The sequence below is a fragment of the Streptomyces sedi genome (assembly GCF_006335015.1).
GTDB classification, from domain to species: Bacteria; Actinomycetota; Actinomycetes; order Streptomycetales; family Streptomycetaceae; genus Streptomyces; species Streptomyces sedi.
Genome location: NZ_VDGT01000006.1, coordinates 182,079 through 206,605, shown reverse-complemented (window position 1 = coordinate 206,605; position 24,527 = coordinate 182,079). Strand labels below are relative to the sequence as shown.

20 protein-coding genes and 1 pseudogene are annotated in these 24,527 nt (G+C 73.3%); 11 read left to right on the top strand and 10 right to left on the bottom strand.

Features of this window, described 5'->3' with window-relative positions; translation table 11 throughout:
• The first annotated feature begins 7 nt into the window (after window positions 1-7).
• The 3 genes from FH715_RS10690 to FH715_RS10680 all read left to right on the top strand — a co-directional run bounded on the left by FH715_RS10690 (window position 8) and on the right by FH715_RS10680 (window position 1,308).
• Complete coding sequence (locus FH715_RS10690; RefSeq protein WP_139643610.1) at window positions 8-265, top strand: hypothetical protein; 258 nt, start codon at window positions 8-10, stop codon at window positions 263-265.
• 69 nt (window positions 266-334) lie between these two features.
• Entirely contained in the window at window positions 335-1,036 is a 702-nt protein-coding gene (gene npdG, locus FH715_RS10685; RefSeq protein ID WP_139643605.1) for an NADPH-dependent F420 reductase, read from the top strand.
• An 83-nt stretch (window positions 1,037-1,119) separates the two neighbouring features.
• Window positions 1,120-1,308, top strand: coding sequence for a hypothetical protein (locus FH715_RS10680; RefSeq protein WP_139643602.1), 189 nt, complete (start codon window positions 1,120-1,122; stop codon window positions 1,306-1,308).
• A gap of 33 nt (window positions 1,309-1,341) precedes the next feature.
• Here FH715_RS10680 and panB read toward each other — a convergent pair whose 3' ends face one another.
• On the bottom strand, window positions 1,342-2,220 hold the full coding sequence (gene panB, locus FH715_RS10675) for a 3-methyl-2-oxobutanoate hydroxymethyltransferase (protein WP_139643599.1): 879 nt from the start codon (window positions 2,218-2,220) through the stop codon (window positions 1,342-1,344).
• A 233-nt stretch (window positions 2,221-2,453) separates the two neighbouring features.
• On the opposite strand from panB, the gene FH715_RS10670 reads away from it, so the two are divergent.
• The 3 genes from FH715_RS10670 to pspAB all read left to right on the top strand — a co-directional run bounded on the left by FH715_RS10670 (window position 2,454) and on the right by pspAB (window position 5,186).
• Window positions 2,454-3,482 (top strand): endonuclease/exonuclease/phosphatase family protein, encoded by a 1,029-nt coding sequence (locus FH715_RS10670; RefSeq protein ID WP_139643596.1) that lies wholly within the window; start codon window positions 2,454-2,456, stop codon window positions 3,480-3,482.
• A gap of 155 nt (window positions 3,483-3,637) precedes the next feature.
• The gene (htpX, locus tag FH715_RS10665; protein WP_139643593.1) at window positions 3,638-4,531 is read left to right on the top strand and encodes a zinc metalloprotease HtpX; all 894 of its coding nucleotides are present in this window, start codon (window positions 3,638-3,640) and stop codon (window positions 4,529-4,531) included.
• Between the two features lie 61 nt (window positions 4,532-4,592).
• Entirely contained in the window at window positions 4,593-5,186 is a 594-nt protein-coding gene (gene pspAB, locus FH715_RS10660) for a PspA-associated protein PspAB (protein WP_139643590.1), read from the top strand.
• Window positions 5,187-5,237: 51 nt separating this feature from the next.
• Here the strand turns inward: pspAB and FH715_RS10655 are convergent, their stop codons facing one another.
• Together FH715_RS10655 and FH715_RS10650 are read right to left on the bottom strand one after the other, a co-directional pair.
• A complete protein-coding gene (locus tag FH715_RS10655) occupies window positions 5,238-6,398 on the bottom strand; it encodes a S1 family peptidase (protein ID WP_139643587.1) in 1,161 nt (386 codons plus the stop codon).
• A 215-nt stretch (window positions 6,399-6,613) separates the two neighbouring features.
• Complete coding sequence (locus tag FH715_RS10650) at window positions 6,614-8,368, bottom strand: NAD+ synthase (RefSeq protein ID WP_139643584.1); 1,755 nt, start codon at window positions 8,366-8,368, stop codon at window positions 6,614-6,616.
• A gap of 215 nt (window positions 8,369-8,583) precedes the next feature.
• Here FH715_RS10650 and FH715_RS28835 point away from each other — a divergent pair.
• Window positions 8,584-9,366: pseudogene (locus tag FH715_RS28835) on the top strand (terpene synthase family protein); the annotation flags it as partial.
• A 232-nt stretch (window positions 9,367-9,598) separates the two neighbouring features.
• On the opposite strand, the gene FH715_RS10640 reads toward FH715_RS28835, so the two are convergent.
• The 5 genes from FH715_RS10640 to FH715_RS10620 form a co-directional block, all read right to left on the bottom strand.
• Entirely contained in the window at window positions 9,599-11,110 is a 1,512-nt protein-coding gene (locus FH715_RS10640) for a cytochrome P450 (RefSeq protein WP_342782168.1), read from the bottom strand.
• Window positions 11,107-11,790 (bottom strand): GTP-binding protein, encoded by a 684-nt coding sequence (locus FH715_RS10635; protein WP_139643577.1) that lies wholly within the window; start codon window positions 11,788-11,790, stop codon window positions 11,107-11,109. Before FH715_RS10635 ends, FH715_RS10640 begins: the two co-directional genes overlap by 4 nt.
• Window positions 11,771-12,166 carry a DUF742 domain-containing protein gene (locus tag FH715_RS10630; protein WP_246108666.1) on the bottom strand — a complete coding sequence of 132 codons (396 nt, stop codon included), beginning with the start codon at window positions 12,164-12,166 and terminating at the stop codon, window positions 11,771-11,773. Before FH715_RS10630 ends, FH715_RS10635 begins: the two co-directional genes overlap by 20 nt.
• Entirely contained in the window at window positions 12,163-12,552 is a 390-nt protein-coding gene (locus FH715_RS10625) for a roadblock/LC7 domain-containing protein (RefSeq protein WP_097229136.1), read from the bottom strand. Before FH715_RS10625 ends, FH715_RS10630 begins: the two co-directional genes overlap by 4 nt.
• A gap of 104 nt (window positions 12,553-12,656) precedes the next feature.
• Window positions 12,657-14,081: an ATP-binding protein gene (locus FH715_RS10620; RefSeq protein ID WP_139643575.1), complete on the bottom strand. Its 1,425-nt coding sequence runs from the start codon at window positions 14,079-14,081 to the stop codon at window positions 12,657-12,659.
• A 581-nt stretch (window positions 14,082-14,662) separates the two neighbouring features.
• Here FH715_RS10620 and glnA point away from each other — a divergent pair.
• The 3 genes from glnA (at window position 14,663) to FH715_RS10605 (ending at window position 20,666) form a co-directional block, all read left to right on the top strand.
• Entirely contained in the window at window positions 14,663-16,024 is a 1,362-nt protein-coding gene (gene glnA / locus FH715_RS10615; RefSeq protein ID WP_139643572.1) for a type I glutamate--ammonia ligase, read from the top strand.
• Window positions 16,025-16,180: 156 nt separating this feature from the next.
• A complete protein-coding gene (locus FH715_RS10610) occupies window positions 16,181-17,572 on the top strand; it encodes an FAD-binding oxidoreductase (RefSeq protein WP_139643569.1) in 1,392 nt (463 codons plus the stop codon).
• 106 nt (window positions 17,573-17,678) lie between these two features.
• The gene (locus tag FH715_RS10605; protein WP_139643566.1) at window positions 17,679-20,666 is read left to right on the top strand and encodes a bifunctional [glutamine synthetase] adenylyltransferase/[glutamine synthetase]-adenylyl-L-tyrosine phosphorylase; all 2,988 of its coding nucleotides are present in this window, start codon (window positions 17,679-17,681) and stop codon (window positions 20,664-20,666) included.
• On the opposite strand, the gene FH715_RS10600 is transcribed toward FH715_RS10605, so the two are convergent.
• Together FH715_RS10600 and FH715_RS10595 are read right to left on the bottom strand one after the other, a co-directional pair.
• Window positions 20,654-21,667, bottom strand: coding sequence for a phosphatase PAP2 family protein (locus tag FH715_RS10600; protein WP_425472700.1), 1,014 nt, complete (start codon window positions 21,665-21,667; stop codon window positions 20,654-20,656). The genes FH715_RS10605 and FH715_RS10600 overlap by 13 nt on opposite strands.
• Before the next feature lie 209 nt (window positions 21,668-21,876).
• Window positions 21,877-22,899 carry a LacI family DNA-binding transcriptional regulator gene (locus FH715_RS10595; RefSeq protein WP_139643561.1) on the bottom strand — a complete coding sequence of 341 codons (1,023 nt, stop codon included), beginning with the start codon at window positions 22,897-22,899 and terminating at the stop codon, window positions 21,877-21,879.
• A 295-nt stretch (window positions 22,900-23,194) separates the two neighbouring features.
• Between FH715_RS10595 and FH715_RS10590 the strand changes: the two genes are divergently transcribed.
• A complete protein-coding gene (locus FH715_RS10590) occupies window positions 23,195-24,445 on the top strand; it encodes an extracellular solute-binding protein (RefSeq protein ID WP_139643558.1) in 1,251 nt (416 codons plus the stop codon).
• Window positions 24,446-24,527 lie beyond the last annotated feature (82 nt).

Sequence of the window (24,527 nt, the reverse complement as noted above, 5' to 3'; positions counted from 1 at the left end):
AAGGAACATGGCTCTCTTCAAGCGCAAGGCCGACACCACGGCGGACGACGACCAGTGGTACTACTGCCTGCGACACCAGACGGTCGAACAGGGCCTCCAGTGCCCGGGGAAGGACCGGATGGGCCCCTACGCCACCCGCGAGGAGGCCGCCCGGGCGCTGGAGACCGCACGCGACCGGGACGAGCACTGGCGCGAGGACCCCCGCTGGAACGACGCCCCCGACCGCCGGGGCCGCCCCGAGGGCGACGACCCCGGCCCCTGGTGACCGTCAGCCCGCCGTGAACAACGCGACGCCCGCCCGGAAACCACCGCCTCCGGTGGCAGGATCGAGCGCATGACCACACACGATGCCCCCTCACCCCAGCGCCCCGACCCCTGGGAGCTGCCCGACGTCTCCGACCTGGTGATCGGCGTGCTCGGCGGCACCGGCGACCAGGGCCGCGGCCTCGCCTACCGGCTGGCCCGCGCCGGCCAACGGGTCGTCATCGGCTCCCGCGCCGCCGACCGCGCCGCCGCCGTCGCCGACGAGATCGGCCACGGCGTCGAGGGCGCCGACAACGCCGAGTGCGCCCGCCGCGGCGACGTGGTGATCGTGGCCGTCCCCTGGGAGGGGCACGCCCGCACCCTCTCCTCGCTCACCGCCGAACTCGCCGGCAAGCTCGTCGTCGACTGCGTCAACCCGCTCGGCTTCGACAAGCGCGGCGCCTACGCCCTCGTTCCCGAGGAGGGAAGCGCCGCCGAGCAGGCCCAGGCGCTCCTGCCCGACTCCCGCGTCACCGCCGCCTTCCACCACCTCTCGGCCGTCCTGCTGAAGGACCCGGAGCGCGAACGGATCGAAACGGACGTGATGGTGCTCGGCGAGTCGCGCGAGGACTGCGCCACGGTCCAGGCCATCGCCCAGCTGATCCCCGGGATGCGCGGCGTCTTCGCCGGCCGGCTGCGCAACGCCCACCAGGTCGAGGCGCTGGTCGCCAACCTGATCTCCGTCAACCGCCGCTACCGCGCCCACGCGGGCATCCGGCTGACCGACATCTGAGCCGCCGGGGGACAATGGCGGTCGCGCCCGCTCTCCGCTCGGCGCGCGACCGCCGTTCACCCGCGCTTCCGGAAGGCCAACCGATGGCAGCCCCGACCTCGCCCACCACCGCGCGCAGGCTCAGCCTCTATGCTCTGGCGCTCTGCCTGCTGACCGTGGCCGCCGCCGTGCTCTCGTTCGTCCAGGGCAACTGGTTCGGCATCATCTGGGTGCTGCTCGCCGGCCTCTCCTCCAACATGGCCTGGTACTACGCCCGCAAGGCGAGGGCCTAGGCAGGCCGCCTCCGCTGAACCCGGGGGACCGCCTCAGTGGAAGCTGTGCTCCTCCGCCGGGTAGGCGCCGCCGACCACGTCCTCGGCGAAGGCCCTCGCCGCGTCGCCCAGCGCGGTCCGGAGCTGCCCGTACTGCTTGACGAAGCGCGGCAGCCGGCCGCCCGGCCAGTCGGTCATGCCCGCCATGTCCGTCCAGACCAGCACCTGCGCGTCGCACTCGGGGCCCGAGCCGATGCCCACCGTCGGGATGTAGAGGCCGCGGGTCACCTCGGCGGCCAGCTCCGCCGTCACCAGTTCGAGCACCACGGCGAAGGCGCCCGCGTCCTGCACGGCCTTGGCGTCCCGCAGCAGCTGCGCCGCCGCCTCCTCGCCCCTGCCCTGCACCGGGTGGCCGCCGTACGCGTGCACCGACTGCGGGGTCAGGCCCACGTGCGCCATGACCGGGATGCCGGACTCGACCAGCAGCCTTATCTGGTCGGCGGAACGCTCGCCGCCCTCCAGCTTCACCGCGCCGACCCCGGCCTCCTTGACCAGGTGTGTCGCGCTGCGCAGCGCCTGGCCAGGCCCCTCCTGGAAGGAGCCGAACGGCAGGTCGCCCACGATCAGCGCCCGGCTGGTGCCCCGCACCACGGCCGCCGACAGCATGGTCATCTGCTCCAGGGTGACCGGCACCGTGGAGTCGTAGCCGAGCGCCGTGTTCCCCATCGAGTCGCCCACCAGCATCACGGGGATGCCGGCCTCGTCGAAGACGGAGGCGGTCATCGCGTCGTAGGCGGTGAGCATCGGCCACCGCTCGCCGCGCCGCTTGGCCGCCGCGATGTCCCTGACCGTGATCCGGCGGCTGCTCTTGCCGCCGTAGAGCCCTGTGCGCTCGGAAGCCGCCGGCGCCTGGGCAGGAGTGTGCTGCGTCATCACGCTGCTCCTGTTCTCGTGATCTCGAAGCGCCTGAAACGGCGTCCCCGGACTCCTTCCAGCATCCCACCGACCGGCGCGGGCGGGAAGTGGGGGGCGGGGATCGCGGTGATATAACGGGAACCCCGCGCCCCACCCCGACCGTCCTCCCCGTCGAGGTCACGCGCGGAGCTCGCGGAGCTTTGGGTGCGCGAGAGCCCGGACAACGGCACGATCGGTCAGCGAGGGCGCGAATGGCACAGCTGGACACCTCGGACGCTCGGGAGGGGGCGCCGGAGGGCGGTCCGGAGGGTGCTCCCGGTGAGGCGGGTGCCCCCAGGCCCCGCTGGAGCGACCGGGTCGGGCGCTGGCGGCGCGGGCTGTGGCCTGCGGGGATCGCGCTGGCGCTGGCGCTGCTGGTCAGTCTCCACGCGCGGATGCCCAACCGCATAGGGAACGTCGGCAGCCTGCTGGAGACGTTCCTTCCCTGGTGCGGCCTGCTCTTCCCGGTGCTCGCGGTCTGCGCGGTGGTCCGTCGCTCGGCGACCGCGCTGGTCGCGCTGCTGGTGCCGGTGCTGGTGTGGACCAACCTGTTCGGCGGGCTGCTGCTGGACAAGACCGGCGACGGCGGCGAGTTGATGGTGGTCAGCCACAACGTGGACGCGGACAACGGCGACCATGCCGGCACCGCCCGGCAGATCGCGGAGAGCGGCGCCGACGTCGTCGCGCTCCAGGAGGTGCCGCAGCCCCAGCGGGAGGTCTACGAGTCCGAGCTGCGCGAGGCGTACCCGCACCACGCGGTCGAGGGCACCATCGGGCTGTGGAGCCGCTACCCGATGGACGACGTGGCGCCGGTCGACACGGGGATGGGCTGGACGCGGGCGCTGCGCGGCACGGTCCGGGCGGAGCACGGCCCGGTCGCCGTCTACGTGGCGCATCTGCCGTCCGTGCGGGTGCAGTTCAGGGCGGGCTTCACCGCCGAGCAGCGGGACCGGTCGGCCGAGCTGCTGGGTGAGGCGATCGCGGCCGAGCCGGTGGACCACGCGGTGCTGCTGGGCGACCTCAACGGGACCATGAACGACCGGGCGCTGGCGCCGTTGACCTCGCAGCTGCGCTCCACCCAGGGCGCGGCGGGGGCCGGGTTCGGCTTCAGCTGGCCGGCGGGGTTTCCGATGGCCAGGATCGACCAGATCCTGGTGCGCACCCTGGAGCCGGTGTCCTCATGGACACTCTCCGCGACCGGAAGTGATCATCTGCCGGTCGCGGCCCGGGTGAACTTCTAGGGCGGGCCGCCGCGGGCCGCCGGGGGCCGCCACGGGCCGCCGGGGCGTGCTCGCGGTGCGGGTGATCGTCTTCGCCCGTTCTCGCCTTCTTTTCGTCGTTCTTTCTCCGATTGATTTACTTTTGAGGGAGATCCCGACGCCTGGAGGGCCCCCGCATGGCACGCACCCGGTACGCGCCCGACCGAGGGCTGACCCGACGCATGGGGCTCACCATGTTTCTGATCGGGTTGCTCTACGTGGTCTTCGTCGGGGTGCTGATCGCCGCCTTCGGTAACGCGTGGCCGTTCATCGTGCTTCTGGCCGGCGGGTTCCTGTTCGCGCAGTTCTGGTTCAGCGACCGCATCGCCGCCTACAGCATGGGCGCGCGCGAGGTCACCCCGGAGCAGGCGCCCGAGCTGCACGGGGCCGTGGACCGGCTGTGCGCGCTGGCGGACATGCCCAAGCCCAAGGTGGCCATCGCCGACACCGACGTGCCGAACGCGTTCGCCACCGGGCGCAGCCAGAAGAAGGCCATGGTCTGCGCCACCACGGGGCTGCTGCGCCGGCTGGAGCGCGACGAGCTGGAGGGCGTGCTGGCGCACGAGCTGTCGCACGTGGCGCACCGCGACGTGGCGGTGATGACGGTCGCCGCGTTCCTCGGGGTGCTGGCCGGGCTGATCACCCGGATCGCCCTGTGGACGGGACTCAGCCGCGGCGGCCGGAACAACAACGCGCTGCTGCTGCTGATCCCGCTGGTCAGCGCCGTGGTCTACGTGATCAGCTTTCTGCTCACCCGGGTGCTCTCGCGCTACCGCGAGCTGTCCGCCGACCGCACCGGCGCGCTGCTGACCGGCCGGCCCTCCGCGTTGGCCTCGGCGCTCACCAAGGTCTCGGGGCAGATGGGGCGCATCCCCACCAGGGATCTGCGGCAGGCGGAGCCGTTCAACGCGTTCTACTTCGCCCCCGCGCTCTCCGGGGACGGGCTCAGCCGGCTCTTCTCCTCGCACCCGACGCTGGAGCAGCGGCTGGACCGGCTCGGCAGGCTCTCCAGGGAGCTGGGCCAGCCCTGACGCCGCCGGGCGCGGCGGGGGATCGTGACGGAACGGTGCGGAGACGGACGGGAGACTTTCGGTGGGCTTTCTCGACGCGATCCTGGGGCGGCGCAAGCCGGTCAAGCCGGATCTGGACCAGCTCTTCGCGGTCCCCTCGGCGGCCGTCACCCTGGCGGCGGGCGGCGGCTTCACGCCGACCGGCGCGGGCTCGGTCTGCTTCGCCAGCGTGGAGGGCGGCGCGTTCGCCCGGCTGCGGGACGAGGTGCACGAGCTGCTCGACGCCGACCTCGACCCGGGCGGCGGGGGCGGACACCCGGTGGAGTTCTCCCGGGACGACTACGGCTACAGCTGGCTGCTCGCCCGCCACCCGGCGGAGGAGCTGACCGCGCTGGTCAACGACCTGCACGCGGTCAACACCCTGATGCGGGACGGCGGCTTCGGGCCCCAACTGCTGTGCTCGCTGGTGGGGTTCCGGGACGCCGAGGGCCGTTCGCTGGCGCTGGTCTACCTCTACAAGCGCGGCACCTTCTACCCGTTCGCGCCGCTGCCCGGCGCCGCGGAGCGCCGGGACAACGGGCTGGAGCTGCGGGTGCGCGCCCTGCTCGCCGACGACCTGCGGGTGGAGGAGGACCTCGGCCGCTGGTTCCCGGTCTGGGGCGCGCCCGGGCTGTGAGCGGGAGGGGCGGGCCCGGCCGCGTGGTGTGGCCGGGCCGCCGTCCGCGGGTCAGGCGGTGTGCAGGGTGAGCCCGTAGGCGTTGAGGATCTCGTTGAGCGGCTGGTACCAGGTCTCGCCGCCGCTGGAGCAGTTGCCCCAGCCGCCGGAGGTGACGCCCTGGGCCTGGTCGCCGCTGATGTAGGAGCCGCCGGAGTCGCCGCCCTCGGCGCAGACGCTGGTCTTGGTCATCTCGCGCACCTGGGTGCCGTCGCTGTAGTTGACCGTCTCGTTCTTGGCCAGCACCGAGCCGCAGTGCCAGCCGGTGGTGGAGCCGGAGCGGCAGATGGAGGCGCCGATCGGGGCCTCGTTCGAGCCGCGCACCAGCTGGTCGGAGGTGGCGCCCCAGCCGAGCACGACGGGCTCGGTCCACCAGCCGCTGCCGACGCTCACCCAGGCGTAGTCGTTGCCGGGGAACGAGGAGCCCTGGAAGGTGCCGATGTGGGTGCGGTCCCAGCCGGAGACGGCCTGGCCCTGCGGCCCGCAGTGGCCGGCGGTGACGAAGCCGCCGTGCACCGAGAAGCCGATGGAACAGCGCACGTTGCCGGTGTAGTACGGGTCGCCGCCCACGGTACCGGCGGCGAACGTGGAGGGGGCCTCGGGGATGCTGCCGACCGTGACGGGGCCGGTCTCCTCGGCGGCGGCGACGAACTCGGCGACCGCGGCCGAGGACTCCTGGCCCTCGACGAGGTCGATGACCACGCTGTTGACGCGCGGGTCGACCCGCCAGCTGGCGACGCCCGCGGGTGCGCCGACCTCCTCGGCCAGCGCGTCGACGGAGGCGAGGGTGGCGTCCAGCGCGGCCTCGCCGTGCTGGACGAGGGTGGTCTCGGCGCCCGTCGCCTCGACCCGGGAGACCCGGGTGTCGTCGGTGACCGCGACGACCAGGTCGCCGCTGGCCGGGTCGAACCAGCTGCCGCCGAAGGTGGAGCCGGCCGCCTGGCGGGCGTCGGGCTCGACCGCGATGGCCGTCTCCTCGGCGGCGAGCCGCTCGACGGCCTCCGCCTCGGTGAGGCCGAAGTCGCTCTGGAGCGCGGCCAGCAGGGCCTCGGAGGCGACCGGTTCGGAGGAGGGGGAGGACGAGGCCGAGGCGCTGGCCGCGGCCGTGCCGGCGAGGGCGCCCGCGACCAGCAGCGCGGACATGCCGATGCGAATGCCGGAGTTACGTCTCATCTGTGGGGTACTCCTTTGTTGCTCTACCTGTGAGGGGGTGGAACAGCAAAGGGCGGGAGCGCTCTCACCTCTGCGGAGGAGAGCGTACGGTCACGGCATGTACATGTCTAGACCAAGGGGGAAACGGGCATCGGCGCGGCCCGAACGGTCACCGGCCCGGGCGCCGGGGCCGTCGCCAGGCCGCGCCGAAACGTCGCCAGGCCGCGCCGAAACGGTCAACTCCCCTCGCGCCAACCGCTGGTGATGGGCAGCCTGCGGTCCTTTCCGAAACCCTTCGGCGAGATCTTGGTCCCCGGCGGATACTGCCGCCGCTTGTACTCCGCGCGGTCCACCAGCCGCAGCACCTCGGTCACCAGCTCGGGCGCGAAGCCCTCGGCCACGATCGCCGACCAGCCCTGGTCCCGGTCCACATACCGCTCCAGCACCGCGTCCAACGTGTCGTAGTCCGGCAGCGAGTCCGTGTCCACCTGCCCCGGGCGCAGCTCCGCGCTCGGCGGCTTGGCGATCGAGTTCTCCGGGATCGGCGGGGTCTCCCCGCGGGTGGCCGCCGCCTCGTTCCGCCAGCGCGCCAGCCGGTAGACGCCCGTCTTGTACAGGTCCTTGATCGGCCCGTAGGCGCCGACCGAGTCGCCGTAGAGCGTGGAGTACCCGACCGCCAGCTCGCTCTTGTTCCCCGGGGCCAGCACGATGTGGCCCTCCTGGTTGGAGAGCGCCATCAGCAGCGTGCCGCGCAGCCGGGACTGGAGGTTCTCCTCGGCGAGCCCCGTCAGCCCCACCTGCTCCTGGTAGGCGTCGAACATCCCGCCGATCGGCACCGTCCGCAGGTTCAGACCCGTCCTGCGGGCCAACTCCCGCGCGTCGTCCACCGAGTGCTCCGAGGAGTAACGCGACGGCATCGCCACCCCGAAGACCCGCTCGGGCCCCAGCGCGTCACAGGCGATCGCCGCGCAGAGCGCCGAGTCGATCCCGCCGGAGAGCCCCAGCAGCACCGAACGGAAACCGTTCTTCTCCGTGTACGCCCGCACCCCGGTGACCAGCGCCCCGTACATCTCCTCCGCGTCGTCCAGCCGCCGCGCCTCGCCGCCGGTGTACTCCGGCGCGTACGCCGGCGCCGGCTCGGCCGACAGCGTCAGCCGGTCGACCCTCAGCCCGTCGTCGACCGTGCCCCCCGGCGGCTCGGCGGCTGCCGCCGGCAGCTCGACGTCCAGCAGCAGGCACTCCTCCTCGAACTGCGGCCCGCGGGCCAGCACCGTGCCGTCCCGGTCCACCACCAGCGAGTCGCCGTCGAAGACCAGCTCGTCCTGGCCGCCGACCATCGCCAGATACGCCAGCGCGCACCCCGCCTCGCGCGCCCGCCCGCGGACCAGCTCCAGCCGGGTGTCGTCCTTGGCCACCTCGTAGGGCGAGGCGTTGATCGCCAGCAGCAGCCCCGCGCCCGCCGCCCTGGCCGCCGGCACCCGCCCGCCGTCCTGCCACAGGTCCTCGCAGATCGCCAACGCCACGTCCACGCCGCGCACCCGCACCACGGGCAGCGTGTCGCCCGGCACGAAGTACCGGTACTCGTCGAACACCCCGTAGTTCGGCAGATGGTGCTTGGCGAAGGTCAGCGCCACCCGGCCGCCGTGCAGCACCGCCGCGGCGTTCCGCGGCGCGCCCACCGGCCGGCCGAGGTGCGCCGGCGCGTCGTCCGCGCGGTCCAGATAGCCGACGACCACCGGCACCTCGCCGAGGCCCTCCGCCGCCAGCCGTTCGGCCAGCGCGCCGAGCGCCTCCCGGCTGGCGGCGGCGAACGAGGAGCGCAGCGCCAGGTCCTCCACCGGGTAGCCGGTGAGCATCATCTCGGGGAACGCCACCAGATGGGCGCCGCGCTCCACGCTGTGCCGGGTCCAGCGCAGCACCGCTTCCGCGTTGCCGGTCAGGTCGCCGACGGTCGCGTCGACCTGGTTCAGGGCGAGTCGTAGCTGAGGCATGGTCGCGAGTCTAATCGTCCAACTGACGCGATGGGGGAGGGTGACCGTCGCGTTCCGGCCGTTGTGGCTGCCCGTGGTTCCTGTGTCACCAGTGGTGATGGCCGTGGGGGCGCGTCGTTCCGGCCAGTGCGCCGCAGCATGGCCGATTGCCGCCCCGACAGCCAGGGCAGAGCTTGGTAGGCGCGGCGACCAGCGGAGCAGACAGGGGGCGGCCCATGCCGCAAGACGTTCGGTTCTTCCTGCCGTTCGAGAGCCGGACCAGCCCCTCGGCCGGGCGTGCGCGGGCGCACCACCTCGACTGGGTGCGCGCCCACGCGCTGGTCGACGACGGCCCCGCGCTCCGCGCGTACGCCGACTGGCGCCTCACCGACCTCGCCGCCTACGCCTACCCCGAGGCCGTCGGCGAGGATCTGGATCTGGTCACCGACGCCGTCGGGCTGGGCTTCCCGCTGGACGACCAGTTCGACGGCGAGTTGGGCCGCCGCCCGGAGAGCGTCGCCCGGCTCAGCACCGCGCTGGCCACCGTCACCTACCGCCCGCCCGGCGAGCCGCCGACGCTCGACCTCCCGCTCACCCGCGCCTACGCCGACATGTGGCGGCGCGCGGCCGACGGCATGTCACCGGCCTGGCGGGAGCGCGCCGCGCGCAACCTCACCCGCTTCTTCCGCTCCTATGTCCGTGAGGCGCGCAACCGCCTCGCGCCCGCCCCCCTCGACGAGCACTCCTATCTCGCGCTGCGCCGCGAGGCCGTCGGCACCGGCCCCTGCTTCGACCTGATCGAACGCGCCGGGCACTTCGAGGTGCCCACCCGCGCCTACTGGAGCGCCGAGGCCCAGATCCTCACCCGCTGCGCCGGCGACGTCATCTTCCTCTGCAACGACGTGCACTCCCTGGAGCGCGAGGAGGAACAGGGCGACCCGCACAACCTGGTGCTCATCCGCCGCCGCGCGCAGGGCTGTTCGCGCGAGTCCGCGGTCCGCCAGGTCGTGGAGCTGGTGCGCGGGCGCGTCGAGCTCTTCCAGCGGGTCGCCGCCCGGCTGCCCGCGCTCGCCGAGCGCCTCTCCCTCGACGCGGCCGGCCGGGAGGCCACCGAGCGCTATGTCGCGGGACTGCGCTGCTGGATGGCGGGCAACCAGCGCTGGGCCGTGACCTCGGCCCGGTACGCCGGGGGCGTGGGCGGCCGGGACGTGGTGGGCGACCTCACCGCCCCGGCGCGCCGGCCGGGCGCGCTCAGCGCCCCCGGCGCCCGCCCGTCCGCTCCGAGTCCTCCACCCGTTCCTCCAGCCGTTCCGCCGCCCGTTCCTCCGGCCGGCTCCACCGCCGGCGCAGCGTCGACCAGAACGAGGACCGATCCGCCGTAGCGCTCTCCCGCTCGTCCCGCGCCGGCGGCGCCGCCGGGCGCGGGCGCCCGCGCGCCGACCTGCGGCCGGGCGCCGGCGGCACCAGCGAGACCCGCTCGGTGCGCGTACGCGGCGTGAACTCCACGGGCAGCGCCACCAGATGGCGCGACCATGTCGACGCCGACCAGTCCAGCTCGTCCGGGTCCAGCGTCAGCCGCAGGTCGGGCAGCCGGGAGAGCAGCACCTCGATCCCGGTCACCGTGATCGCCCGCCCGATGTCCTGACCGGGGCACTCGTGCGGGCCGCTGGTGAACGACAGATGCGAACGGTTGCCGTGCATCGGCGCGCCCGGCGCCGGCCGGATCGCCGGATCGGCGTTGGCCGCCGCGAGCCCCAGAAGTAAGATGTCGCCCTTGCGGATGTTCTGTCCACCCAACTCCACGTCGTCGCTGGCGAACCCGCCCGGGCAGACGGAGATCGGCGGCTCGTCCCAGAGCACCTGCTCCACCGCCGCCGGCAGCGTCATCCGCCCGCCGTGCAGCGAGCCGCGGAAGCGGGGATGGGTGAAGACCACCCGGAGCGTGTTGACGATCAGGTTGGTCGTCGTCTCGTTCGCCGCGACCAGCACCAGCCGCAGATGGTGCAGCACCTCCTCGTCCGTCAGCTCCGCCGGGTGCGCGATCAGCCAGGACGCCAGGTCGTGCCCCGGCGCCGCGTGCTTGGTCGCCACCAGGTCCGTCAGCGCCTGCTGGATGTAGCGGTCGGCGGCGACCGCCTTCTCCGTGCCGATCAACAGCTGCCGGCTCGCCTCCACCAGCCGGGGCCCCTCCTCCTCCGGCAGCCCCAGCACCACCGTCAGCACCAGCATCGGCAGCTGCTGCGCGTACTGCGCCAGGATCTCCGCGCGCCCCTCGGCGGCGAACCTGTCGATCAACTGGTGCCCGTACAGCTGCACGTACCGCCGCAGCCCGCGCCGGTCGAACCGCTCCAGCGACTCGTTGACCGCGCCGCGCAGCCGCTGGTGGGTGCCACCGTCCTGGTGGGTGCAGTCGGGGCCCCAGCGCAGCACGGGCGCGATGGGGGAGTCGGTGCCGATCTCGCCGCGCTGCCACGGCGACCAGGCGCGGCCGTCCCTGCGGAAGCGGCGCGGGTTCCGCGTCACCTGGAGGATCTCGTTGTACCCGAGCACCAGCCAGGCGGGCACGTCGCCCTCCAGCAGCACGGGGGCGACCGCGCCGTGCTCGTTGCGCAGCCGCTCGTACAGGCCCATCGGGTCGGCGGAGGCGCCGGGGCCGTAGAGCCGCTGCACCCCGTCGGGGCCGCCGGCGGCGTGGGCCGGGCAGCCGGGCGGCGGGGTGCCCAACGAGGTGAGCGCATGGGAGGGTTCGGATGGGGTGGTCACGGTGCCTCCGAGGGGGACGGGGATGCGGTGACGGCCGGGGAGGGGGGACCGCCCTCGGTCGCTCGGGCGTACAGATGGCGCAGCAGCGTCAGCAGCACCTCGCGGCTGGAGTCGAAGCCCCGCGCGTCGCAGGTGACCACCGGCACTCCGGCCGACAGGTCGAGGGCGGCCCGCAGCTCGGGGACGGGGTGCAGCGGAGCGTCGGGGAAGGTGTTGACCGCCACCACGAACGGGACCCCGCTCTCCTCCAGCCGGTCCATCGCCTGGAAGCTGTCCTCCAGCCGGCGGGTGTCCACCAGCACCACGGCGCCGAGCGCGCCCTCGATCACGCCGTTCCACAGGAACCAGAACCGCTGCTGGCCGGGGGTGCCGAAGAGATAGAGCACCAGCCGCTCGTCGAGGGTGATCCGACCGAAGTCCATCGCCACGGTCGTCTCGGTCTTGCGCTCGACGCCCGCCAGGTCGTCGACGCCCGCGCCGGCCTGGGTCATGGTCTCCTCGGTGGTCAACGGCCGGATCTCGCTGACCGAGCCGACCATCGTGGTCTTACCCACGCCGAACCCGCCGACCACCACCACCTTGACGGACTGCTCGGCCGAGCTGGGCAGCAGGTCCTCCTCGCGGGGACCCCCGGCGTACGCGGCGTGCCGCCCGGCGGAATCAGAGTCGTTGTAGGCCATCGATCAGTGCCCTCAGAGTGTCGAGATCGGGATCGGCGGCGGCCTGACGCTGCTCCACCCTGGTCTGCCTGACCTCCACCTGGGAGCTGTCCAGCAGGTCCGTGAGCAGCACGGTCACCGCGCTGAACGGGAGCCCGAGATAGGCCGAGATCTCCGCGACCGAGATCGGGTAGCGGCACATCCGCAGCAGCGCGGTGTGCTCGGGGGACTGTCCGGAGTGCGGGTCGGCCCTGGCCACCACCAGCGTGACCAGGTCGAGCGCCATCGCGTCGGCCGACTCGCTGCGGCCACCGGTGACCACGTAGAGCGGAACGGGCTGGTCGTCGTCCGGCTTCCGGCGCGCCGGCTCGTCCTCAGCCTCCTCGGGCACGGTCACGGCACGGCCCGTTCGGGCGTCCGGGAGCCGGTGGACAGATGCTCGCCGATCCGCAGCACCAGGTCCCGCATCCGCTGGCTGATCAGCCCCGGGTCCACCTCGGCGTCCGCGGTCACCGCGAGATACGAGCGCTCGCCCGCCGACATCAGATAGAAGAAGCCGCCGGTCAGCTCCAGCAGCACCATCTTCACGTCGCCCTCGTCGCCCGGGAGTTCGGACGCGATGGACTGGGCCAGGCTCTTGATGCCGGAGGCCGCGGCGGCCAACCGGTCGCCGCTGTCACGCTCGTCGCCGTGCTGTGCCATGCACAGCCCGTCAGCCGACAGCACCACGATGTGCCGGATACACGGGACGGAGGCGGCCAGGTCCCTGAGCATCCAGTCCATGTCCTTGAACCGACGCTGTGTCACGTGCTTCTCACCTTGTTTCCGAGTTCGTCCGAGGGTCTGTGCGGGGGCTCGCGGGGCGGGTGTGTGGGGGCGCGGCCCGCTCAGGGGCCTGGGCGCCTGGCCTCGCCGGACCCCTCGCCGGGTGGCGGCTCCTCGGGCTCCGACCTGATCCCGGCGAAGAAGGCGTCCACCCACAGGCCCGACTCGCGCCGCTCGGGCGACGCCCGCCGGGCCGCCGCCGGCTCGACCGCGGCCCGGGGCGCCGGCGCGTGCGCCCCGGCGGCCGAACGCCGCCTGCGGCGCTGCGGCAGGCCGTTGGCGTTGCGCTCGTACGCGGGGGCCTCCTCGTCCAGCTCGCCGATCGGCAGGTGCCACTGCGGTGTCGGACGGATCGCCGGCACCGGGTACTTGGGTGGCGGAACGGCCGTCAGCAGGTCGTCGGGGAGGAAGACGACGGCCCGCACGCCCTCGCAGGTGGAGGGGCGCAACGAGATCTTGACGCCGTGGTGGCTGGCGAGGATGCCCGCCACCCGCAGCCCGATCCTGGCCGTCTCGCCCAGGTCCTCCAGGTCGAGGCCGTCCACACCCTGCTGGAGCAGGAACTCCGCGCGCCGCCGCGACTCCTCCGTCAGCCCCGCGCCCTTGTCCTCGATGGAGACCTCGACGCCCGAGGCGACCTCCTCGGTGTTCATCACCACGGTGCTGCTGGGCGGGGAGTAGCGGGTCGCGTTGTCCAGCAGCTCGCCCATGATCATGATCAGCGGCTCGACGGCGTGGCCGACCACCGCCGTCTCGATGACCCGGTGCTGCTCGACCCGCAGGTACTCGTTGATCGGGCCCGAGCCGGCGCGCATCACGTCGTGCAGCGAGATGGGCCTGGCCCAGCGCCGCACCGGGGCACCGCCGCCGACCACGGCCAGGCTGGTGGCGAAGCGGCCGGTGACGTTGATGCGGTGCTCCAGGTGCATCAGGTCGCTCAGCACCTCGGGGGTGCCGTGCCGGAACTGCATCTTGGCGATGTCGTCCTGGAGGCGGTGGATCTCGGACTGGATGCGGTGCGCGATGTTGACGATCGCGCGCTTCGCCGAGTCGCGCTGCAACTCCTTCTCGCGCAGTACGTCCAGGATGCCGAAGGCCATCCCCTCGAAGGCGGCGACGAGCTGGGGGTCGGAGGCGGTCTCCTCGGGGAGCGAGGGGATGACGTCGTCCTCCAGGTCGCCGTTCTTCATCCGGTCGAGGGCGACGGGCAGCAGGTCGTAGGCCATCAGGTCGGCGTCCCCGACCTGTTGGTGGACGCGCTCGCGCAGCAGTCGGACGACCCGTCCGCGCCGCGCCGTCTCGCCCGCCATCAGCAGCACGGCGAGCGTGGCCAGGGCGCCGCACCAGACCACGGCGAGGCGGGCGTCGGCGGGCACCAGGAACACGGCGCCCAGCGCCCCGAGCGCCACCAGGGCCGGCGGAAGGAACCACCGTCCGCTCGGCAGGACCGGTCGGCTGGTTCGCTCTAATGAACCGACGTGCACCATGGGCTTCCTCACTGGCTTGCGGCGGACGGGGGTCGGCGGCGTGTGACGGACGGGCGTCCGACGCGTTGACGACTGTGGACGGCGGGTCGAGGGGCGGTCGGTCCCCGGTCGGGGGCCGGCTGGTTCGGCTGGTCCGGCGGTCTTCCTTCGGTCCTGACGGCGGGTCGGCACGGGACGGTGTCCCATGCCCCTGACCTGAACGGTCGCGACTAGCCGTAGCCGTCACAACTCGCTATGTGAAACAGGAGAGTAGAGGGCCGCCGGCGGATGCCGCAGGCACTTGCGGAAAGCTCCCCCGAACGAGGGGCCCGCGGCCGGTTTCGGCCCCGTTCCGCCGCGGCAGCGCCCCCGGTGACCTGCGCGTTCGCCGTTCGCCACGCATCGCTGGCGCTCCGTGAAGCCATGGCCAAGGACTGGTCGGCTCCCGGTCGGGCCCGGTGCCCCACAATGGACCCAACGACTCCGGGGCGTCCCGGTCGCCGAACGGCAACGCGTCGGAAATCCTGTGATGGGATGCTCGGGAGTCGCGTCGCCGCGCGGCCGGGGACCGGAGCCGTCTGACCAGCGAGGATTGGGTGGAGATGGAGAAGCAGCAGGAGTTCGTGCTCCGCACGCTGGAGGAGCGGGACATCCGGTTCGTGCGGCTGTGGTTCACCGACGTGTTGGGCTTCCTGAAGTCCGTCGCCGTCGCTCCCGCCGAGCTGGAACAGGCCTTCGAGGAGGGCATCGGCTTCGACGGCTCGGCCATCGAGGGCTTCGCCCGGGTGCACGAGTCGGACATGATCGCCAAGCCCTCGCCCGGCACCTTCCAGATCCTGCCCTGGCGGGCCGAGTCCCCCGGCACCGCGCGGATGTTCTGCGACATCCTGATGCCGGACGGCTCCCCCTCCTACGCCGACCCCCGCTACGTGCTGAAGCGGGCCCTGGCCAAGAGCTCCGACCTCGGTTTCACCTTCTACACCCACCCCGAGATCGAGTTCTTCCTGCTCAACGCGAAGCCCGTCGACGGCAGCCGCCCCACGCCCGCCGACTCCTCGGGCTACTTCGACCACACCCCGCAGAACGTGGGCATGGACTTCCGCCGCCAGGCCATCACCATGCTGGAGTCGATGGGGATCTCCGTCGAGTTCTCCCACCACGAGGGCGCCCCCGGCCAGCAGGAGATCGACCTGCGGTACGCGGACGCGCTCTCCACGGCCGACAACATCATGACGTTCCGGCTGGTGATGAAGCAGGTCGCGCTGGAGCAGGGCGTGCAGGCGACGTTCATGCCCAAGCCGTTCTCCGAGTACCCGGGCTCCGGGATGCACACCCACCTCTCGCTCTTCGAGGGGGACCGCAACGCCTTCCACGAGACCGGCGCCGAGTACCAACTCTCCAAGGTCGGCCGCTCGTTCATCGCCGGGCTGCTGCGGCACGCCGGGGAGATCTCGGCCGTCACCAACCAGTGGGTCAACTCCTACAAGCGCATCTGGGGCGGCGCCGAGCGCCCCGCGGGCGCCGGGGGAGAGGCGCCCTCGTACATCTGCTGGGGGCACAACAACCGCTCGGCGCTGATCAGGGTCCCGATGTACAAGCCGGGCAAGACCGTCTCCACCCGGGTCGAGGTCCGCTCGCTGGACTCCGGCGCCAACCCCTACCTCGCCTACGCGGTGCTGCTGGCCGCCGGGCTCAAGGGCGTCGAGGAGGGGTACGAGCTGCCGCCGGGCGCCGAGGACGACGTGTGGGCGCTGACCGACAGGGAGCGCAGCGCGCTGGGCATCGAGCCGCTGCCGCAGAACCTGGGGGAAGCCATTCAGCTGATGCAGCGCAGCGAACTGGTCGCGGAGACCCTCGGCGAACACGTCTTTGATTTCTTCCTCCGCAACAAGCGTCAGGAGTGGGAGGAGTACCGCTCCGAGGTGACCGCCTTCGAGCTGCGCAAGAACCTGCCCGTTCTCTAAAGGGTCGCTCCCCAGGCGGATGGTGGTGAATGGGGGCGCGCGCGGAGCGTCGCGCGCCCCCGGGTGATCCGGTGCCCCTCATACGAGGGATGTAAGAAGGGCTCTCGGACCTCAAGACTGTGTGCTTCCCAGCGCACTTCCGAGAGGACCCCCCACGTGCCCGCCCACCCGCTCGCCCGGCAGCTCGCCCGGCACCTGCGCGGCGCCGTCTTCGACCCCGGCGACGCGCGCGGCGCCGCCGCGGAACCGGCCGCCCCGCCCGCCTCGTTCAACGGGATCGCCCGGCACGAGCCGGAGCTGACCGTCGCCGCCGCGGACAGCGACGACGTGCGCACCGCCATCGCCCACGCCGCCGAGCGGGGCCTGCCGGTCGCCGTCCGCGCCACCGGGCACGGCATCACCCGCCCCGCCGACGGCGGGCTGCTGGTCAGCACCCACCGGATGACCCGGGTCACCGTCGACCCCGAGCGCCGCACCGCGACGGTCGGCGCCGGCGCGCGCTGGGAGCAGGTGATCAGGGCCGCCTGGGCGCACGGCCTCGCGCCGCTCAACGGCTCGTCCCCCCAGGTGGGCGTCGTCGGCTACACCCTCGGGGGCGGGCTCGGGCCGCTGGCAAGACGGTTCGGCTACGCCGCCGACCTCGTCACCCGGCTGGAGGTGGTCACCGCCGACGGCGACCTGCGACGGGTCAGCGCGCGCGGCGAACCCGACCTCTACTGGGGGCTGCGCGGCAGCAAGGACAACCTGGGCGTGGTCACCGAGATGGAGTTCGGCCTCGTGCCGGTCGACCGGTTCTACGGCGGCGGGCTCTTCTTCCCCGGATGGGCGGCGGCGGAGGTCACCCACACCTGGAGGGAGTGGACGGCCACCCTGCCCGAGACGATGACCACCTCGCTGGCGCTGGTGCGCTTCCCCGACACCCCCCCGTTCCCCGAACCCCTGCGCGGCGCCCACGTGCTGCACCTGCGGGTCGCGCACACCGGGCCCGTCGCCGAGGGCGAGGCGCTGCTCGCCCCGCTGCGCGCCGTCACCGCCCCGCTGCTGGACACCGTCACGGAACGCCCGTACCTGGAGATCGCCCGGGTCCACGACGACCCCGTCGAGCCGCTGGACCACCACGCCCACTCGGTGATGCTGCGCGGCCTCGACGCCGCCGCCGTCGACCAGGTGCTCACCCTGGTGGGGCCCGAGGTCTCCCAGTGCCCCGCCTACATGCTGGAGCTGCGCCACCTCGGCGGGGCCGCCGGCCGCTCCCCGGAGGCGCCCAGCGCCGTGGGCAACAGGGACGCCGTCTTCAGCCTGATGATCATCTCGCCGCCCGACTCGACGGGCTCCTACGCGGACGCCCTGATGAAGCGCATGGTCCCCTGGTCGACCGGCCGCTCCTACGTCAACTTCCTCACCGGCCCGCTGGCCGTCGCCGCCGCCCCCGACATCCACGACCCCGCCGACGTCCCCCGGCTGGCCGAGCTGAAGCGGCGGTTCGACCCGGACAACATGTTCCGCTTCAACCACAACGTGACCCCCTCCGGGGCAGGCGGCGTCTGAGCGCCCACCCCCGTCGGGGCATGGTTACGCTCTACCCCTACAGGACCGGCCGCGCTCGGACGCGGCGGCCGGTCGCCAGGTCAGTGACCGAGAGGGGACGACCACGGTGTCGGTGGGAGGGCGACGGGACAGCCGTTTCGGGCAGCTGCTGCGCAGGGGGTTCACCGACCCGTCCGCCGCCGGCGCGCTGCTGGACACCCCGGAGCTGCGCCCCGTCGCGCAGCAGCCGACGCTGCTGGACGCGCTCGGCGCCGTCGCCGACCCCGACCAGGCGCTGCACGCCCTGGGCCGGCTCGTCGAGGCGCAGCCGGAGCCTGAGCGGGCCAGGCTCCTGGACACCCTGCTGGCCGCCAAGCCGCTGCGCGACCGGCTGCTGGCCGTGCTCGGCGCCTCCGAGGGCCTCGCCGACGAACTGGTCCGCCACCCCGCGACCTGGCAGGCGCTCGTCGCGTTCGACACCAGCGACCTCCACCCCGGTACCGAGGAGTTCACGGCCGCGCTCGCCGACGCCCACGACCGGGACGCGCTGCGCGTCCACTACCACCGCGCGCTGCTCACCATCGCCGCCCGCGACCTCACCGGCAGCAGCGACCTCGCCCAGACCGCGGCCGAGCTGGCCGACCTCGCCACCGCCACGCTCCGCGCCGCCCTGCGGATCGCCGAGGCCGGGGCGCCAGGCGACGCGGCCCAGTGCCGGCTGGCCGTCATCGGCATGGGGAAGTGCGGCGGGCACGAGCTGAACTACGTCTCCGACGTCGACGTCATCTTCGTCGCCGAGCCCGTCGAGGGCGTCCCCGAGGAGACCGCGCTGCGCGCCGCGACCCGGCTGGCCTCCGCCATGATGCGGATCTGCTCCGAGCGCACAGCCGAGGGCACCATCTGGCCCGTCGACGCCAACCTCAGGCCCGAGGGCCGCAACGGACCGCTGGTGCGCACCCTGAGCAGCCATCTCGCCTACTACCAGCGCTGGGCCAAGACCTGGGAGTTCCAGGCGCTGCTGAAGGCCAGGCCGATCGCCGGCGACGCCCGCCTCGGCGAGGAGTACCGGGCGGCCGTCGCACCCCTGGTGTGGCGGGCCGCCGAGCGGGAGAACTTCGTGCCCGACGTGCAGCGGATGCGCCGCCGCGTCGAACGTTCCATCCCCGCCGCGCAGCTGGACCGCGAGCTGAAGCTCGGCCCGGGCGGGCTGCGCGACGTCGAGTTCGCCGTCCAGCTCCTCCAGCTGGTGCACGGCAGAACGGACCCCGCGCTGCGGGGCGCGCCGACGCTCGACGCGCTGGCGGCGCTCGCCGACGGCGGGTACGTCGGCCGCGCCGACGCCGCCGAGCTGGACCGCTCCTACCGCTTTCTGCGCACCGTCGAGCACCGCATACAGCTCCACCGGCTGCGCCGCACGCATCTGATGCCGACGGAGGAGCCCGAGCTGCGCCGGCTCGGCCGCTCCCTCGGCTTCACCGTCGACCCGGTCCGCGAGCTGAACGCGGCCTGGCGCCGCCACACCTCGGGGGTGCGCCGGCTGCACGAGAAGCTCTTCTACCGCCCGCTGCTGGACGCCGTCGCCCGGCTGGAGGCCGGCCAGGTCAGGCTGGGCGAGGGCGCGGCGAAGGAGCGCCTGGAGGCGCTGGGCTACACCGACCCGGCCGCCGCGCTGCGCCATCTGACCGCGCTGGCCTCCGGCGTCAGCCGCAAGGCCGCCATCCAGCGCACGCTGCTGCCGGTGCTGCTGGACAGGTTCGCCGACTCGGCCGACCCCGACGCGGGGCTCCTCGGCTTCCGCAAGGTCTCCGACGCGCTGGGCACCACCCCCTGGTACCTGCGGCTGCTGCGCGACGAGGGCGCCGCGGCCGAGAACCTCGCCCGGGTGCTCTCCGCCGGCCGGCTCGCCCCCGACCTGCTGCTGCGCGCCCCCGAGGCGGTCGCGCTGCTGGGCGACCCCGTCGGGCTGCGCCCGCGCGGCCGGGCGGCCCTCACCCAGGAGACGCGCGCCGCCGTCGGCCGCGCCGGCGGCCCGGAGGCCGCGGCGACGGCGGCGCGGGGCGTGCGCCGGCGCGAGCTGTTCCGCACGGCGGCGGCCGACATCATCGGCGCCTACGCCCCCGAGGACAGCCCGGACGCCACCACGGACGAGGGCGCGGCCCTCGACCTGGTCGGCGGCGCGCTCACCGACATCAACGCGGCCACCCTCGTCGGCGCGCTGGAGGCCGCCCGCGCCGCCGGGGGCGGGGAGCCGCTGACCCGGTTCGCGGTGATCGCGATGGGGCGCTTCGGCGGACGCGAGCTGAGCTACGGCTCGGACGCGGACGTGCTGCTGGTCCACGAGCCGCTGCCGGGCGCGGACGAGTCGGCCGCGGCCGACCAGGCCAGGGCCTGGGCCAACGAGATGATCCGGCTGCTCCAACTACCGAGCGTCGACCCGCCGCTGCTGGTCGACACCGATCTGCGGCCGGAGGGGCGCAACGGGCCGCTGGTCCGTTCGCTCGCCAGCTACGCGGCGTACTACCGGCGCTGGTCGCTGGTGTGGGAGAGCCAGGCGCTGCTGCGCGCCGAGCCGGTCGCCGGCGACGAGGAGCTGGGGCGGCGCTTCGTCGAGCTGATCGACCCGCTGCGCTACCCGGCGGACGGGCTGCCCGAGCGGGCGGTGCTGGAGATCCGCAAGCTCAAGGCCCGGATGGAGGCCGAGCGCCTGCCGCGCGGCGCCGACCCGACCACCCACACCAAGCTGGGCCGGGGCGGCCTCTCGGACATCGAGTGGACCGTTCAGCTCCTCCAGCTGCGGCACGGCGCCCAGCTGCCGGAGCTGCGCACCACCGGCACCCGCCCGGCGCTGGTGGCGGCGCGGGCGGCCGGGCTGCTGACGGAGGAGGACGCGGCGGTGCTCGACGAGGCGTGGGTGCTGGCCTCCCGGGTGCGGAACGCGGTGATGCTGGTGCGCGGCCGGCCGTTGGACAGCTTCCCCACGGACACCAGGGAGACGGCGGCCGTGGCGCGCTACCTGGGGTACGAACCGGGCACCGCCGGCATGATGTTGGACGACTACCGCCGGGTGACCCGGCGGGCGCGCGGCGTGGTGGAGCGCGTCTTCTACGAGGGCTGACCGGGCTGACCGGGGGGCGGCCCGGCCTTGGGCGGCGGGCCGTGCGGCGCCGTGGAGGCGGTGGACGCCGCGGACGCCCTGGACACCGGGGCGGTGGAGGACCCGCCGGAGACCGCCGTCGCCGAGGCGGTGGGCGGCGCGGCGGCGGGCGTCGAGCCGGCGGGCCGCGCCTTGCCGAGCCGGACGGCCGTGGCCGTCGACGGGCTCCCGGGCCCGGCGACGTCCCGCGGCAGCCGGTAGCAGACCCTGCCGTACCAGAGGTGGGCGACCAGGAAGCCCACGGCGAGGCAGATCATCCCGCCGACCGCGTCCAGCCAGAAGTGGTTGGCGGTGGCCACGATCACCAGCAGGGTGACCGCCGGGTAGAGGGCTCCGAGGATCTTGACCCACAGCGGTTTGGCCAGCACGGCTATGGTCAGCCCGCACCACAGGGACCAGCCGATGTGCATGGACGGCATCGCCGCGTACTGGTTGGAGACCGAGGCCATCGCGCTGTCCTCGGTGGAGAGCGAGCCCCAGGTGTGGTGGACGCGGGCCGTGTCGATGAAGTCCATGCCCTCCATCAGCCTCGGCGGCGCCAGCGGGAAGAAGTAGTAGCCGATGAGGGCGACGCCGGTGGTGACGAAGAGCACCAGCCTCGTCGGCCCGTACCGCCCGGGGTGGCTGCGGAAGAGCCAGACCAGCACGCCGATGGTGACCACGAAGTGCAGCGTCGCGTAGTAGTAGTTCATCGACACGACCAGCCAGGTCACGCCCTCGACGCCGTGGTTGACCGAGCGCTCGAAGGCCAGGCCCATCTGGTCCTGGAAGTCCCAGATCCAACGGGCGTGCCGCTGCGCGTCCTCGACGCGGGCGGGCGCGGCGTTGCGGATCGCGGAGTAGACCGCGTAGCTGACGGCGATCAGCAGCAGCTCGAACCAGAGCCGCGGGCGGCTCGGGAGACGCAGTCCCGCCAGGGGTCTGCGGGGGGCGGGCGTGGTCGTGTCTTGTCGGTCGGTCACGGACACGGCCGCTTCCACTCGTTCCTCACTCGGACTGACGCTGGTTGCCCCCATGGGCCACTAGTCTGCCAGAGCGATGGCGTCCGCCCGATCATCCTCCGGTCTGGTCTTCGGCCCGGTGCGCCTCCGTCGTCCGGGGGATGGCGCCCCCGGGGAACGCCTCCGGGAGAGCCCGGAGGGGGAGGGCGTGAGGGGGCGTGCGCGGGCGCTCAGCCGCGGGCGGGCGCGGCGGCCGTGGAGCCGCGCACCACCAGCTCGGGAAGGAAGACGAACTCGCTGGGAGGCGCCGGCGTGCCGCCCAGCTCCTCCAGCAGCGCCCGCACGGCGGCCTGCCCCATCGCCGGCACCGGCTGCCGGATGGTGGTCAACGGCGGGTCGGTGAACGCGATCAGCGGCGAGTCGTCGAAGCCGATCACGGAGCAGTCGGTGGGAACGGCCAGCCCGCGCTGGCGGGCCGCGCGGATCGCGCCCAGGGCCATCATGTCGCTGGCGCAGATGACCGCCGTGCACCCCCGGTCCAGCAGGGCGGAGGCCGCGGCCTGCCCGCCCTCCAGGGTGAAGAGCGAGTGCTCGATCAACTCCTCGGCCCGCTCGGCGGCCAGCCCCAACTCGGCGGTCATCCCCTCGACGAATCCGGTCATCTTCCGCTGGACCGGAACGAATCGGGTCGGCCCCAGCGCCAACCCGATCTGCCGGTGGCCGAGGGAGGCCAGATGGGTCACCGCCAGCCGCATCGCCGCCCGGTCGTCCGGCGACACGAAGGGGGCGCGCACGCTCGGCGCGTAGCCGTTGATCAGCACGAAGGGGACGCCGCTGGCGCGGAGCCGGTCGTAGCGCTCCATGTCGGCCGAGGTGTCGGCGTGCAGCCCGGAGACGAAGATGATCCCGGAGACGCCGCGCTCCACCAGCATCCCCGTCAGCTCGTCCTCGGTGGAGCCGCCCGGGGTCTGGGTGGCCAGCACCGGGGTGTAGCCCTGACGGGTCAGTGCCTGGCAGATGACCTGCGCGAAGGCGGGGAAGATCGGGTTCTCCAGCTCGGGGGTGATCAACCCGACGAGGCCGGCGCTGCGCTTGGCCAGCCGGGCGGGGCGTTCGTACCCGAGCAGGTCGAGGGCGGCAAGGACGGACTCGCGGGTGGCCGAGGCGACACCCGGCTTGCCGTTCAACACCCGGCTGACGGTCGCCTCACTGACCCCCGCCTGGGCTGCGATGTCGGCTAGCCGCGCGGTCACAGTTCGCGACCCTACCGCCCACCGCTGACAGCGCCTATTCGCGCCCCTGGCGACCCCCGCGGTTCCGGACGGAAACAGCGCGAAGCGTTCCGGATCGGTTTCGACCGCCCGGCGGTCGCATGTGCGCTCCGTGGTGGGAAAAGACTTGTCCAGCGCACTTTTGCAGAAAGTTGCGGCAAGGTCTTTCCAAAGTCTGGCGCCACTGTTACGTTCCTGCTCGGCCCGGCGCCGCAGTGGCGCGGCGCATAGGGTGGTCATACCGCCCCATATCGGGCGAACGGTTGAAGGAGTTCACATGCGGCGCAGCATAGGGACCACGGCCGTGCTGGCAGCACTGGCTGTTGCGGCAACAGCTTGCGGCGGGGACGACGGCGGGAACGGCGGCGGGGCGGACGGCGAGCTGTCCGGGACCGTCACCTACTGGGACACCTCCAACGAGACCGAGGCCGCGGTCTTCGAGGCCGTCGCCAAGGAGTTCGAGGACCTGCACCCGGGCGTCACCGTCGAGTACGTCAACGTCGGCTTCGACGACGCGCAGAACCGCTTCAAGAACGCCGCCGGCGCCAACGAGGCCCCCGACGTGATGCGCACCGAGGTCGCCTGGGTCGCGGACTTCGCAAGCCTCTCCTACCTCGCCCCGCTGGACGACACCCCCGCCCTCCAGGACCAGGAGGACTTCCTGGCCGAGCCCTGGGCGAGCACCCAGTACGACGGCCAGACCTACGCCGTCCCGCAGGTCACCGACACCCTCGCGCTCTTCTACAACAAGGCGCTGCTGGAGGAGGCCGGCGTCGAGGTGCCCGAGACCCTCGACCAGATCCGCGAGGACGCCGACGCCTTCGAGGAGATCGGCACCACCCCGCTCTACGTGCGCGGCGACGACCCCTACTGGTTCCTGCCGTTCCTCTACGGCGAGGGCGGCGACCTGGTGGACGCCGAGGACCAGCGGGTCACCATCGACGACGAGGCCGGCGTGGCCGCCTTCGAGCAGATGAACGACCTGGTCGAGTCCGGGGTCGCGATCACCGACACCAGCGACGGCTGGGAGAACATGATGTCGGGCTTCGCCGACGGCTCCCTCGCCATGATGATCAACGGCCCCTGGGCCATCGCCGACGCGCAGGCCGCCCTCGGCGACGACCTGGGCGTGGCCCCCGTCCCCGGCGGCGACGCCCGGCAGGGCTCCCCGCTCGGCGGCTGGAACTACGGCGTCTACGCCGGCAGCCCCGACCTCGACGCCTCCTACGAGTTCGTCAGGCACATGAGCTCCGCCGAGACCCAGACCCGCGTCACCGAGGAGCTGAGCCTCCTGCCCACCCGCGAGTCCGTCTACGCGGAGCCGACGGTCGAGGGCGACGAGATGGTGCGGTTCTTCAAGCCCGCCGTGGACGTCGCCCACGAGCGCCCCTGGATCCCCCAGGCGCAGTCGCTCTTCGACCCGCTGCGCACCTCCGTCGAGGCCATGCTCACCGGCTCCGCCTCCCCGGAGCAGGCCGCGCGGGACACCGGCGACGCCTACCGCGACCTGCTCGAAGACTGGCAGTGAGCACGGGCCCCACGGGACGGAGGGCACGAGACATGGCCGACGCGACTCACCCCGTCGACACCACCCCCGGCGGCGGGACCGC

Excerpts from the sequence above, each read along its gene's own strand:
- npdG (WP_139643605.1), top strand. The coding sequence starts at position 335 with ATGACCACACACGATGCCCCCTCACCCCAGCGCCCCGACCCCTGGGAG.
- glnA (WP_139643572.1), top strand. The coding sequence starts at position 14,663 with ATGGAGAAGCAGCAGGAGTTCGTGCTCCGCACGCTGGAGGAGCGGGAC.
- FH715_RS10680 (WP_139643602.1), top strand. The coding sequence starts at position 1,120 with ATGGCAGCCCCGACCTCGCCCACCACCGCGCGCAGGCTCAGCCTCTAT.
- FH715_RS10590 (WP_139643558.1), top strand. The coding sequence starts at position 23,195 with ATGCGGCGCAGCATAGGGACCACGGCCGTGCTGGCAGCACTGGCTGTT.
- FH715_RS10655 (WP_139643587.1), bottom strand. The coding sequence starts at position 6,398 with ATGAGACGTAACTCCGGCATTCGCATCGGCATGTCCGCGCTGCTGGTC.
- FH715_RS10650 (WP_139643584.1), bottom strand. The coding sequence starts at position 8,368 with ATGCCTCAGCTACGACTCGCCCTGAACCAGGTCGACGCGACCGTCGGC.
- FH715_RS10690 (WP_139643610.1), top strand. The coding sequence starts at position 8 with ATGGCTCTCTTCAAGCGCAAGGCCGACACCACGGCGGACGACGACCAG.
- htpX (WP_139643593.1), top strand. The coding sequence starts at position 3,638 with ATGGCACGCACCCGGTACGCGCCCGACCGAGGGCTGACCCGACGCATG.
- panB (WP_139643599.1), bottom strand. The coding sequence starts at position 2,220 with ATGACGCAGCACACTCCTGCCCAGGCGCCGGCGGCTTCCGAGCGCACA.
- FH715_RS10635 (WP_139643577.1), bottom strand. The coding sequence starts at position 11,790 with ATGGCCTACAACGACTCTGATTCCGCCGGGCGGCACGCCGCGTACGCC.
- FH715_RS10620 (WP_139643575.1), bottom strand. The coding sequence starts at position 14,081 with ATGGTGCACGTCGGTTCATTAGAGCGAACCAGCCGACCGGTCCTGCCG.
- FH715_RS10670 (WP_139643596.1), top strand. The coding sequence starts at position 2,454 with ATGGCACAGCTGGACACCTCGGACGCTCGGGAGGGGGCGCCGGAGGGC.
- FH715_RS10625 (WP_097229136.1), bottom strand. The coding sequence starts at position 12,552 with ATGGACTGGATGCTCAGGGACCTGGCCGCCTCCGTCCCGTGTATCCGG.